The organism is Streptomyces sp. 4N124 (assembly GCF_052245395.1).
In the GTDB taxonomy this organism is placed as follows: Bacteria; Actinomycetota; Actinomycetes; order Streptomycetales; family Streptomycetaceae; genus Streptomyces.
This window is the reverse complement of the sequence record NZ_JBQQBS010000001.1, coordinates 31,321-43,511: the sequence shown is the minus strand read 5'-3', so window position 1 is coordinate 43,511 and position 12,191 is coordinate 31,321. Positions and strand designations below refer to the sequence as shown.

General features: G+C 70.1%; 12 protein-coding genes. 6 read left to right on the top strand and 6 right to left on the bottom strand.

Translation table 11 applies throughout. From position 1 onward, the window contains the following. Positions 1–15 precede the first annotated feature (15 nt). The 6 genes from ACTWQO_RS00215 to ACTWQO_RS00190 are packed head-to-tail and all read right to left on the bottom strand — an operon-like array spanning position 16 to position 5,444. Positions 16–999, bottom strand: a complete 984-nt coding sequence (locus ACTWQO_RS00215; protein WP_443235093.1) for an ABC transporter substrate-binding protein — start codon at positions 997–999, stop codon at positions 16–18. A gap of 39 nt (positions 1,000–1,038) precedes the next feature. Beyond that, positions 1,039–1,803, bottom strand: coding sequence for an amino acid ABC transporter ATP-binding protein (locus tag ACTWQO_RS00210; protein WP_443235092.1), 765 nt, complete (start codon positions 1,801–1,803; stop codon positions 1,039–1,041). After that, positions 1,800–2,822 carry an amino acid ABC transporter permease gene (locus ACTWQO_RS00205; protein ID WP_443235091.1) on the bottom strand — a complete coding sequence of 341 codons (1,023 nt, stop codon included), beginning with the start codon at positions 2,820–2,822 and terminating at the stop codon, positions 1,800–1,802. The genes ACTWQO_RS00210 and ACTWQO_RS00205 overlap by 4 nt, the downstream gene beginning before the upstream one ends. 20 nt (positions 2,823–2,842) lie before the next feature. Further along, positions 2,843–3,799, bottom strand: a complete 957-nt coding sequence (locus ACTWQO_RS00200; RefSeq protein ID WP_443235090.1) for an ABC transporter substrate-binding protein — start codon at positions 3,797–3,799, stop codon at positions 2,843–2,845. Beyond that, positions 3,796–4,311 carry a GNAT family N-acetyltransferase gene (locus ACTWQO_RS00195; RefSeq protein WP_443235089.1) on the bottom strand — a complete coding sequence of 172 codons (516 nt, stop codon included), beginning with the start codon at positions 4,309–4,311 and terminating at the stop codon, positions 3,796–3,798. Before ACTWQO_RS00195 ends, ACTWQO_RS00200 begins: the two co-directional genes overlap by 4 nt. Next, positions 4,308–5,444, bottom strand: coding sequence for an LLM class flavin-dependent oxidoreductase (locus tag ACTWQO_RS00190; protein ID WP_443235413.1), 1,137 nt, complete (start codon positions 5,442–5,444; stop codon positions 4,308–4,310). The genes ACTWQO_RS00195 and ACTWQO_RS00190 overlap by 4 nt, the downstream gene beginning before the upstream one ends. Positions 5,445–6,033: 589 nt before the next feature. Here ACTWQO_RS00190 and ACTWQO_RS00185 point away from each other — a divergent pair. The 6 genes from ACTWQO_RS00185 (at position 6,034) to ACTWQO_RS00160 (ending at position 12,188) form a co-directional block, all read left to right on the top strand. Then, complete coding sequence (locus tag ACTWQO_RS00185; RefSeq protein WP_443235088.1) at positions 6,034–7,041, top strand: amino acid ABC transporter permease; 1,008 nt, start codon at positions 6,034–6,036, stop codon at positions 7,039–7,041. Then, on the top strand, positions 7,038–9,014 hold the full coding sequence (locus tag ACTWQO_RS00180) for an FAD/NAD(P)-binding protein (RefSeq protein ID WP_443235087.1): 1,977 nt from the start codon (positions 7,038–7,040) through the stop codon (positions 9,012–9,014). The genes ACTWQO_RS00185 and ACTWQO_RS00180 overlap by 4 nt, the downstream gene beginning before the upstream one ends. A 272-nt stretch (positions 9,015–9,286) precedes the next feature. Next, positions 9,287–9,856, top strand: a complete 570-nt coding sequence (locus ACTWQO_RS00175) for a winged helix-turn-helix domain-containing protein (RefSeq protein ID WP_443235086.1) — start codon at positions 9,287–9,289, stop codon at positions 9,854–9,856. Between the two features lie 12 nt (positions 9,857–9,868). After that, positions 9,869–11,098, top strand: coding sequence for an acyl-CoA dehydrogenase family protein (locus tag ACTWQO_RS00170; RefSeq protein ID WP_443235085.1), 1,230 nt, complete (start codon positions 9,869–9,871; stop codon positions 11,096–11,098). Between the two features lie 60 nt (positions 11,099–11,158). Continuing rightward, the gene (locus ACTWQO_RS00165; RefSeq protein ID WP_443235084.1) at positions 11,159–11,941 is read left to right on the top strand and encodes a TSUP family transporter; all 783 of its coding nucleotides are present in this window, start codon (positions 11,159–11,161) and stop codon (positions 11,939–11,941) included. A gap of 154 nt (positions 11,942–12,095) precedes the next feature. Next, entirely contained in the window at positions 12,096–12,188 is a 93-nt protein-coding gene (locus ACTWQO_RS00160; RefSeq protein WP_390823553.1) for a putative leader peptide, read from the top strand. Positions 12,189–12,191: the final 3 nt, after the last annotated feature.

The window sequence follows — 12,191 nt, the reverse complement described above, 5'->3', positions numbered from 1 at the left end:
GCGCGTCCTCCCCGCCTACTTGTTGGTCTTGGGCAGGCCGGGCGGGTTGATCTCGGACTTGGTCACGGCCTCGTCGGACAGGCCCCAGCGCTTCAGCACCTTCGCGTAAGTGCCGTTCTCGATGACGTGGTTGAGGGCGTCGGCGAGCGGCTTGACCAGGCCGCTGTCCTTCTTGGTGGTGGCCGCGATGAGGCCCTGGAGGGTGGAGCCGGCGCCCGAGTAGGTGCCGACGACCTCGGTCCTGCCGGTGGTGGCCGCGTGGTAGGCGGCGGTCGGATTGGGGCCGAGGTACAGGTCGATGCGGCCGGACTGGAGAGCGAGGTAGGTGTCGCTGTCGTTCTGGTAGTACTTGATGTTCACCGGCTTGCGGCCGGCCTTCTCGTTCTCCTTGCTCCACTCGATCAGCAGCTTCTCCTGGTTGGTGCCGCTGCCCACGGCGACCGTCCTGCCCGCCACGTCCTCGGGCCCGGTGACCTTCAGTCCGCTGCCCTTCTTCGCCTCGAAGCCCAGGTTGTCCTCGCGGTAGGTGGCGAAGTCGTACTTCTCCTTGCGCTCCTCGGTGACGGTGATGTTGCTGAAGCCGACGTCGTACTTGGCGCTGTCCAGGCCGACGAAGATGTTCTCCCAGGAGACGGTGTTGATGTGCAGCTTGAGGTCCAGCACGTCGGCCACCAGAGAGGCGAGGTCCGGCTCGACGCCGATGACGGTCTTGTTGTCGGTGGCGTAGAAGGTCAGGGGCGCCGCGGAGCCGGACGAGTCGACGATCTCCAGGGTGCCTCTCTTGCGGATCTCCTCCGGGACCTCGGCGGCTATGGAATCGACCTTGTCGGTGGTGATGCGGTCCTGGTCGGGGCTGATGTTGATCTTCGTCTTGCCGCCCGACGCGGCTGCGACCTCGGTCGTACCGCCGTCGTCAGGGTTGCTGCACGCGGCGAGGACGAGGGCGGCGGTCAGTCCCAGCGCGGCTGCGGCGGTGCGGCGGGTGATCGAGGTGGACATGGTCGTGCTCCTTGCTTGCGGGAAGGTGGTGAGGGGTGGTCAGAGGACCTTGGAGAGGAAGGCGCGGGTGCGCTCGTGGTGCGGCTTGTCCAGGACGGCCGCGGGCGGGCCCTGCTCCACGACGACTCCGTCGTCCATGAACACCACGGTGTCGGCGACCTCGCGGGCGAAGCCGATCTCATGGGTCACGACGATCATGGTGGTTCCGGTGCCGGCCAGGTCCTTGATGACGTCGAGGACTTCACCCACCAGCTCCGGGTCCAGGGCCGAGGTGGGCTCGTCGAAGAGCAGCACCTTCGGTGAGAGGGCGAGCGCGCGGGCGATGGCCACGCGCTGCTGCTGGCCGCCGGAGAGCTGCCGCGGGTAGGCGTCGGTCTTGTCGGCGAGGCCGACCCGGTCGAGGAGCCGGCGGGCTGTCTCCTCCGCCTCCTTGCGTGGGCGGCGCAGCGCGGAGACGGGTGCCTCGATGAGGTTGTCCAGCACGGTCAGGTGCGGGAAGAGATTGAAGTTCTGGAAGACGAACCCGATGTGGGTGCGCTGCCTGAGAACGTCCTTCTCCTTCAGCTCGTGCAGTCTGTCGCCGGAGCGGCGGTAGCCGATGAGTTCGCCGTCGATGCTGATCCAGCCGCGGTTGACCTTCTCCAGGTGGTTGATGGTGCGCAGCAGCGTGGACTTGCCGGAGCCGGACGGGCCGAGGATCACGGTGACTTCGCCGGTCCGGACCTTCAGGTCGACACCACGCAGCACCTCCAACGGGCCGAAGCTCTTGTGGACGCCGTGGACGTCCACCATCACCTCGCTCATCGGCTGTCTCCCAAGGGCTTGAGGGGTACGACGGGCTGGGTGCGCTGGGCGGCCGCGGCCCGGAGGTCGCGTACGAAGCGGCGGGCGCGCTGGAGCGGGGTGGGCGGCGGGGTGCGGTTGGCGCCCCGGGCGTAGCGGCGCTCGACGTAGTACTGGGCGACCGACAGCAGGGAGGTGAGGACGACGTACCAGGCGGTGGCGACCAGCAGCAGCGGGATCACCCGGCCGTTGCGGCCGTAGATCACCTGCACTTGGTAGAACAGCTCGCCGATCGACATCACGTAGACCACCGAGGTGCCCTTGAGCAGGCCGATGATCTCGTTGCCGGCCGTGGGCAGGATGGCGCGCATGGCCTGCGGCAGCACGATCCGGCGGATCTGCCGCAGCCGGGGGATGCCCAGTGCGGCCGCTGCCTCCAGCTGTCCGTGGTCGACGGCGATGATGCCGCCGCGGACGACCTCGGCGGCGTAGGCGGCCTGGTGCAGCGTCAGCCCGATGATCGCCGCCCCCATGGTGCCGATGATGCTGTTGCTGTCGACGGACCAGAACACCGGGCCGAAGGGGATGCCGATGCCCAACTCCTCGTACAGCGCACTCAGGTTGAACCAGAACACCAGCTGGACGATCATCGGGATGGACCGGAAGATCCAGATGTAGGTCCAGGCGACGGTCTGCAGCACCGGGCTGTGCGACAGCCGCATGAAGGCGAGCACGGTGCCGAGGAGGAAGCCGAGGACGGTGGCGTAGGCGGTGAGCTGAAGGGTCACCCACACTGCCTGGACGATCGTCTCGGAGAAGACGTAGTCGCGGAAGACGTTCCACTCCCAGACGGGGTTGGTGGCCAGCCCGTGCACGAACTGGGCGACCAGCACGATCACGGCGACGGCCGCCGCCCAGCGGGCGTAGTGGCGGGTGGGTACGACCTTGAGCGAGGCCGGATCGTCCGGGGCGGGCGGGGCTTCGGGGCCGGTGCCCGGGGTGGCCGCGCCGGGCGGCGCGGTGTCGGTGGTGGATGCCATCGTGTGTTCCTGCTCAACTCTTATGCGTGCTCGGGCGGGTTGACCCGCGACGTGTCGATCGCGGAGGCGGACGTGCCCCACTTCTTGAGGATCCGGGCGTAGGAGCCATCCTTGATCAGCTCGTTGACGGCTGCCTGGAAGGCCTTGGTGAGCGGAGAGCCCTTCTTGAAGGCGAAGCCGACGTCGAGACGGTGGAACTCGCCCAGAAAGGTGGTCTGGGAGGCGGGTTGAGCCGCCTGGTAGCGCAGGCCGTTGATGGTCGACATGATCACGTCGATACGGCTCTGCTGGAGCGCGGTGAGGGTCGCGGCGTTCTCCGAGTACACCTTCACGTCGTACGGCTTCTTGCCCGCCTTGGCGCACACCCCCTTCTGCGCGGTGAGGGTCGCCTCGAAGGTGGTGCCCGCCCCGGTGCCGATGGTCAGCCCGCACAGCTGGGTGAGGTCGGTGACCTTCGACTTGAGCGCGGTGTTGCCCTTCTTCACCGCGAAGCCCTGGCCGTCGTTGATGTAGGTGACGAAGTCGATGGTCTTGAGCCGCTCGCTGGTGACGCCGAAGTTGCCGGTGCCGACGTCGTACTTGCCGCTGCCCAGGGCGGGCAGGATCGTCTCGAAGGAGGCGTCCTGCCGCTCCAGCTTGACGCCGAGCACCTTGGCGACCGCGTCGGCGAGGTCGATGTCCTGGCCTTCGGGGGCCTTGTCCGCGCCGTTGGGGTAGTACGCGCCGGGCGGGAACCCGATCGAGCTGCCGACCCGCAGCGTGCCCGCCTTGCGGACGTCGGCGGGCAGCAGGGATGCGACCGAGTCCACCGTGCGTATGGCGGCGACCGGGTCGTCGGTCGGCGCGGCAGATGCCTGGGCGCCCACGGCCGCCGAGCCGTCGGTGTCGCCCGAGCCGCAGGCGGTCAGCGCCACGAGAGGCAACAACGTGAGGGCGGCGACGGTGCGCAGGCGTGGTCTGATGCCGTGGACGTTCACAGCTCGCGGGCCTTTCCCGTGGGCGCTTCGGTGGTCAGGTGCTTCTCGAAGGCCAGCGGGCCGATGGTTTCCGGGTCGGCCTCGGTGTCGAACAGCGGCGTGTAGCCGGTGGCCAGGTACAGGCCGCGGGCCTCGGGCTGGCGTGGTCCGGTGGTCAGGTAGATCCGCCGGTAGCCGCGTGTGCCCGCCTCGCGTTCCAGTTCGGCGACGACGCGCCGGGCGAGACCGCGTCGGCGGTGGGCGGAGTGGGTCCAGATCCGCTTCAGTTCGGCGGTCGTCGCGTCGTACCGGCGGAAAGCGCCGCCTGCGACGGGTTCGCCGCGTTCCAGCAGCAGGAGGAGCAGGCCGCCGTACGGCTCGGTGAACTCCTCGTCGGGGTAGCGGGAGATCTCGGCGTGCGCGTCCTTGCCGTACCGCGTCGAGTACTCCTGGCCGAGCTCGCGCAGCAGAGGTCTCACCCGCGGATCCGAGACAGGCACCTGAAGGACCGTCAACTCGGGGGCGGAGGTCATCCGTTCACCGCCGCCAGGGTCTGCGTCCCGCGGGCCGCCCGCTCGGCGTCGCGCTTGGCGACCTCCTCGCGGACGATCGGGATGACGTACCGGCCGAAGTCGATGGCGTCGCCCAGCAGGTCGTAGCCGCGGGCGGAGAGGATGTCGACGCCGAGGTCGTAGTAGTCGAGCAGCGCCTGGGCGACCGTTTCCGGGGTGCCGACCAGGGCGTTGGAGTTGCCCGCGCCGCCGGTGGCGGCGGCGGTCGGGGTCCACAGGGCGCGGTCGTAGCGCTCGCCTTCCTCGGCGATGGCGAGCAGGCGCTGCGAGCCCGTGTTCTGCGGTTGTGCGTGTCCGTTGTGGCGTTTGGTGATCGCCTCGCCGCGCTCCTTGCGGGCCTTGATCGCGCCGACCGTGCGGTGGGCCTTCTCCCAGGCCAGTTCCTCGGTCGGGGCGATGATCGGGCGGAAGGCGACCTGGATGCGCGGAACGCCCGTGCGGCCCGCGGCCTTCGCGGCGGCCTTGACGTTCTCGATCTGCTCGGCGGTCTTCGCGAGCGGCTCGCCCCACAGGCAGTAGATGTCGGCCTCGGCGCCGCCGGCGGTGTACGCGGCAGCGGACGAGCCGCCGAACGAGACGTTCGGGCGGGGCTGTTGGACGGGGAAGACGTCGCTGACGAAATCGTGGAAGCGGTAGTGCTCGCCCTCGTGGTCGAAGGGTTCGTGGGTGGTCCAGATCTTCTTGACGACCCGGATGTACTCCCGGGTGCGGGCGTAGCGCTCGTCCTTGGTGAGGGTGTCACCTTCGCGGCCCTGCTCGTGGTCGCTGCCGCCGGTGATGAAGTGCACGGTCAAACGGCCCTCGCTGATCTGGTCGAGGGTCGCGAAGGTCTTGGCGGCGAACGTGGGGTAGGAGACGTTGGGCCGGTGGGCGAGCAGGATCTGCAGGCGCTCCAGCCTGCTCGCGATGTACGCGGCGGCCGGTGCGGGGTCGGGCGATCCGGAGCCGTAGGCGAACAGCACCCGGTCCCAGCCGTGGTCCTCGTGCGCCCGGGCGAGCCGGAGTGTGTAGTCCTTGTCGAACGCGGCGCCGGAGCGCGGCGTGGTTTCGGAGCCGTCGTTGGTGGCGGCGATGCCGAGGAACTCCACGGGCATGGGCATGGCCTTTCGGAAGCGACCGCACGCAGGCATGGCGGAATGGCCTTGCGTGGAGGCATGAATGACGGGCCGTCAGGCAGACGGGTCGGTGCAGGCGTGACGACGTCGAGCGTCGGGAGAAGCAGAGGTGCGGCAGCGCGCGTGAAGAGAGAGCTCGGCCCGCGACGGGGTCACCGAGGGAGGGAAGGGCCGGTCAGAGGGCCCGCTGCCGAGTCAGGCGCAACACGCTGCGGACCACACTCGACCGAAGTCGATGTGATCGCGCGTGACCAAGCGCTGCTGGGCATTCATGCGACTACTTGAGCAGTACATCGTGGCGCCCGTCAAGCAGCGCCCGGATACCGGACCGCCTCGACCAGCGCCTCCCTGCGCGCTGTTGACACATAGATGCCATGGGCACATACGATCGACGGCGGATCGGGTCCGCGATGCGCGGCAGCCCCTCCGACCGCGTTGAGGGACGCGGCGAACGTGACGACGCCGAACCCCGGCCGCACGGTACGCAACGCCTGTGCTGTTGCGCCTCCCTGCGAGTGCCCCGGGTGGTCACCCACGCCTGCGATCCCCTCCCCCGGAGAGCCTCTCGATGGTCACGCCTTCCGACATCACGCCGGCCCCTGCGACGCAACCCCCGAAACGGGCGAGCACCCCCGGTCCTGACCTGCCGCGGATCGTGCCGCGCCGGCACGCCGGCCGGTGGCTGACCGCCGCCGTCGCACTGCTGCTCTTCGCGATGGTGCTCAACTCCGTCGTCCGCAACCAGGCTTTCCAATGGGCCGTGGTCGGCCAGTACTTCACCACCGCCGCCGTGCTCGACGGACTGCTGCTCTCCCTGTGGCTGACGGCCGTGGTGATGGTGCTCGGCTTTCTGCTCGGCACCGTACTCGCGGTCATGCGGCTCTCCGCCAATCCGGTGCTGCGCACCCTGAGTTGGGGCTATGTGTGGATCTTCCGGTCCACGCCACTGCTGGTGCAGCTGTTGTTCTGGTTCAACATCGGCGCCCTGTATCCGACGCTCGGCCTCGGCATCCCGTTCGGCCCGCAGTTCCTCACCGTGAAGACGGTCAATCTGCTCGGTCCCACCCTCACCGCCGTCATCGGCCTGACCCTGCACGAGACCGCCTACGCCGCCGAGGTGGTGCGCGGCGGCATCCTCTCTGTCGAGTCCGGGCAGACGGAGGCCGCCCAGGCACTCGGTCTGAGCAGACGGCGCACCCTGCGCCGGATCGTCGTCCCCCAGGCGATGCGCTCCATCGTGCCGACCGCCGGGAACATGCTGATCGGCACCCTCAAGGGCACCAGCATCGTGAGCGTGCTGGCCGTGCACGACCTGCTGTACTCGGTGCAGCTGATCTACAACCAGACCTACCAGGTCATCCCGCTGCTGATGGTCGCCACTCTGTGGTACATCGCGGTCACCACGGTGCTCAGCGCGGGCCAGTTCTATGTCGAGCGGTACTACGCCCGCGGCAACTCCCGCGCCCTGCCGCCCACTCCCCTGCAGCGGCTGCGCGGCCACCTGACCGCCGTACGCCACCGGCTGAGCGCGGCGACGGCCGCCGACGCCCGCCCGGTGACCGGCGGTGACCGGTGAGCACCGCCCCTGCCACGGCCGTCCTGGTCGTCGTCGGCGCGGGACCGCGCGCCACGGGCCTGCTGGAGCGTATCGCCGCCAACGCGCCCGAACTGTGGGACGGCGCACGGCAGTTGCGCATCCATCTGGTCGACCCGCATCCGCCCGGCCCGGGACGCGTCTGGCGCCACGAGCAGTCGGCGCTGCTGCGGATGAACTCCATGGCCGAGGACGTCACCATGTTCACCGACGAGTCGTCCACCATCGACGGCCCGGTACGGCCAGGCCCCTCGCTGGCCGAATGGGCCGCCCAGTTCTCGGGCCGGGGCCCGCGCCACGCCCCGTACGCCGAACCCGCCGACCCGGAGGTGCTCGCCGAGCTGCGCGCGCTCGACGCGGCCGACTTCCCCACCCGCCGTGCCCAAAGCGCCTACCTGGACTGGGTGTTCCGCAGGGCGCTGACCGAGCTGCCACCCTCGGTCACCGTCGAGTGGCACAGCACCACCGCCACCGCCGTCACCGGACCCCCCGTCGGCCCGCAACACGTGCACCTGGCCGACCGCACCACTCCGCTCACCGCCGACCTGGTGGTCCTCGCCCAGGGACACATCGGCTCCACTCCCGACGCCGAGCACCGCAACCACGCTGCCTTCGCCCTCCGTCACGGCCGCTTCCACCTCCCGCCCGAGTTCTCCGCCGACGCCGACCTGTCCGCACTGCGATCCGGCGAGCACGTCATCCTGCGCGGCTTCGGGCTGGCATTCATCGACCTGATGACCCTGTTCACCGAGGGCCGCGGCGGCAGATACCGCACCGAGGCCGACGGCGCCCTCACCTACCTCCCGTCCGGCCGCGAGCCCGTCCTGCACGTCGGATCGCGGCGCGGAGTGCCGTACCACTCCAAGACCCGCTACCGACTCCAGGGCCCCCGGCCACCGCTGCCGCGCCACTTCGGCCCCGAGGCGGTCGACGGGCTGCTCGCCGGGGACGGTCCGCTGGAACTGCGGCGCGATGTGTGGCCGCTCATGGCGAAGGAGATCGGCTTCGGCCACTACCACGAGCTCTTCCACGCCCACCCCGAGCGAACCGTCCTCCCTTGGCCGGACTTCGTCGCCGCGTACGACCGCCTGGACTGGTACGACGACGAGATGGCCGCCCTCGTCGCCACGGCCGTACCCGACCCGGCGGACAGGCTCGACTTCGAAGCCCTGGACCACCCGCTGGACGGCCTCGCCTTCCCCACACCGGACGCCTTCCAGGACCACCTGCGCGACCACATCGCTCAGGACGTCACCCGCCGCGAGAACCCGGAGTTCAGCGCCGACCTCGGCGCATTCCTCGCCCTGCTCTCCGTCTACGGCCAACTGCCCCGTCTCGTCGCCTCCGGTCGTCTCACCGCCCGCTCGGTCGCCGACGACCTCGACGGCTGGTGGCACGGCTTCTTCAGCTTCCTCGCCTCCGGCCCGCCCGGCTTCCGCCTGCGCCAACTCCTCGCGCTGTCCCGGGCCGGCATCGTCCACTTCCTCGGCGCCGACGTCCGGATCGGCACCGATGAGTCCGCCGGCACCTTCACCGCGACCAGCCCCACCGTCTCCGGCCACACCACCCACGCCACGGCCCTGATCGAGGCGTACCTGCCGGGCCCCTCCCTGGCCCGCACCGAGGACCCACTCCTGGGAGGCCTGTATCGGGAAGGCGCACTCGCCGAGGAGGTCATCGCCGATCCCACCCACACCCACCGCTCCGGCCTGCTCGCGGTCTCCCCCGCGGACGGCCACGTCATCGACCCGTCCCTCGACAGGCCCCATCCCCGCCGTATCGCCCTCGGCGCCCCCACCAACAGCCGGGCCGTCGCCGCCTTCGCCCGCCCGCGCACCAACGCGCCGGCCTTCCGCCAGAACGACGCGGTCGCCCGCGCGCTCCTGCGCGCCCTGAGCGCCACCGAGGCTGAGACGGCTACGTCTCCGGTGGACGGCCGGCCTCTCAGAGTGTGAGAACTTCCCTACTTTTCCTATGGAAATACTAGGGAAGTCTTGACTGCGTCCGCCGGGAGTGCCCAGGATGATGAACATGTCCCGTAAGCAGCAACGACTCGTTCGTCGTCGGCATGTCGACTTTGGTCACGTCGTCAGTGCCGCCTGCTGCCGCGCGTAAGGCACGCGACTCGCACCGTCGCCCGTGCCACTCCGCCCCCGCCTTTCCCAGGCGATCAGGCGCATCCACCCACTGCGCCTGATGGCCGACACACTTCTGAGGGACAACCACCATGACCACGGCACTTCCGGCCCAGGCCACCCCGCACGATCCGTCGCTCTCCGACACACCCCGTCTTCGCCTGGTGGGCGATGCCGTTCAGAGCGACACCCAGGGACACGCTTCCGCGCCGCTCGTCGGCTACCTCGTGCTCGTCCCCGAGGGCACCGATCCCACCGAGCTCTTCGCCAAGGACAGGCCACGGCCCGAGATCCGACCGGTCGCCACCACAGGCTCGGCCCCTGTCCGGCGGACGGCGGACGACGTCGTCAGCATCGATCCGGCGCGACATGTCGCCGAGGTCGACGGACGCGAACTCGACCTCACCTACCTGGAGTTCCAGCTGCTGGCACATCTCGTTCAGCATCCCCAGCGGGTGCAGACGCGTGATCGGCTGGTGGCCGCCGTCTGGGGCTACGACCACATCGGCGACGGCCGCACCGTGGATGTCCACATCGCCCGCCTGCGCCGCAAGCTGGGCGAAGCTCACCGGCACCGCATCGTCACCGTCCGGCGCGTGGGCTACAAGTACGTGCCCGACCAGCAGGAGAGCCCCAACGCCGCACACCGCGGCCGACCTTGAGGAGATCCGTCCATGGGCCTTGCCTCCGCGCCGTCGCGCCCCACCTCGCCGTCCGACCGGACCGGGCCCGGCCATGCGCACTGGCTGCGCGTGGCCCGCGAGGCGGCGGACGACCTGGCCACGGACACCGTGGCCAGGGAGCAGGCGGGCAAGGCCCCGATCGACGAGGTGTCCCGGCTGCGCGAGGCGGGACTGCTGACGCTCCTGACGCCCGCCGAGTCCCAGGGAGGCGGCGCGGACTGGCCCACGGCTTACGCCGTCGTCCGGGAGATCGCCACGGCCGACGGCGCGATCGGTCAACTGCTCGGCTGTCACTACTTCCTGTCGTGGAGCGCCCGGTTCTTCGCCGAGCCCGCTCTCGCCGCGCAGACAGAGGAGCGGTCCGCGGCTGAACAATGGTGCTGGGGCGGCGGTTTCGCGCGCCAGGAGCCGCCTCTGATGGTGGCCAGGACCTCCAAGGGACTGGTGCTCAACGGTCGGCAGAGCTACACCACGGGGGTCCTGGTCGCCGATCGTCTCGCCGTGCGCGCCGTACGGGAGGACACCGGTGAACCGCTCGCCGTCGTGGTGGATCCCGCCCGTCGCGGTGTGGTGATCGACGGCGATGCCGACACCTTCGGCCAGCGGCTCGCAGCGGGCGGCAGCGTGGAGTTCGACGACGTACGGGTGGGCGCCGACGACGTGCTCGGCTCCCTTTCCGCGGACGAGGACCTGCTGTCGCCCCGGGCCGCCCTGGCAGCTCCGGTCGCGCGTCTCTTCTCCGCCCAGCTCCTTCTCGGCATGGCCGAGGGAGTGCTCTCCGAAACCCGTGAGTACAGCAGGACGGGCCACGCACCCTGGCACCCCGCCTGGCCGGCCGGTACCCCGCACGACCCGCAGGTGCAGACCGCCTACGGAGAACTCACCGTCCTCACCCGCTCCGCGTCGGCACTCACCGATCAGGCACTGGAAGCCGTGCGGGGCGGCCTCGATCGCGGCGGAGACCTCACCTACGACGAGTCCGCTGACATCTCCGCCCTCGTGGCCATGGCCGAAACCGCCGCGGCCCGGGCAGCGCAGGAGTCCACCACCCGCGCCCTGGACATCATCGGCGCCCGCTCCACCTCCGCGCGGCTGGGCTTCGACCGCTTCTGGCGCAACGCCCGGACCCATGCCTTGTACGAGCCCGCCACCCACCGGCTCCGCGATGTCGGGGACTACTTCCTCAACGGCGCCCACCCTCCATTCGCCCTGCCCGCCTGACCCGGAGGCAGCGGGACCACTGCCGCGATACTGGGCGGACGTTCGCATCAGGGGGCTGCCGTGACATGGTCAGCGGGGCTGGCAGGTCTGGCCGCCGGCCTGTTGATTGCGGTGGTGACCGCGCCGGTCGGGGTTTCGGGTGCGGTGTTCCTGCTGCCGGTGCAGTTGAGCGTATTCGGGGTGCCCAGCCCAGCGGTCACGCCCACCAATCTGCTGTTCAACGTGGTGGCCGGGCCCGGCGCCCTGCTGCGCTACCGCCGCGAGGGCCTGCTGTACGGTCCGCTGACGCGCCGCCTGGTGCCGGGCACTCTGCCCGGGGTGGTCATCGGCGCCGTGGTACGGGTCTTCGCCATCCCGGGGGCGACCGTCTTCCGCCTCCTGGTCGCCGCTCTGCTGATGCCGCTGGGCCTGTGGCTCATCGGGCGCACGCTACGGCCGGCCCGGCGGACCCCGGTCGCAGAACCCTCCCCTCGGGCCATCACCGGACTGGCTCTGGTCGTCGGAGTCGTGGGCGGGATCTACGGGATCGGTGGCGGATCCATCCTCGGCCCGATACTGGTCGGCCGGGGCATGCCCGTCACTCGGGTGGCACCGGCTGCCCTTGCCGCCACGTTCGCCACCTCCGTGGCCGGTGCCGCGGCCTTTGGGCTGCTGTCCCTGACCGGTTCCGGTGACATCGCCCCTGACTGGTACCTCGGCCTGGCCTGCGGCCTCGGCGGACTGGTCGGCGGGTACCTCGGCGCACACCTGCAACCTCATCTGCCCGAGACGGCGCTGCGTCTCCTGCTCGGCGCCCTGGCCGCCATCCTCGGCGCCCTCTACGCCGTGCAGTCACTGCGTTGACGGAGGTGGCGGCGCAAAACGGCGGTCACCACGCCACCGCCCATCCAGAGAATTGTGAACGCCGCGCTTCATTCGCATGTCGGACTGTTGAGAATACAAGTCGCATACGCGGGCGACATTGACCTGGCTGAATTTCACTGCAACTCTCTTGGCTGTGAGCAAGTCCGAGATCCTCGCCGCGCGCCTGCACGTCGATCTGCGACGTCAGGCCAGCGCCATCTGTGCCGTCGGCCGCCGCACCCGCTGACAG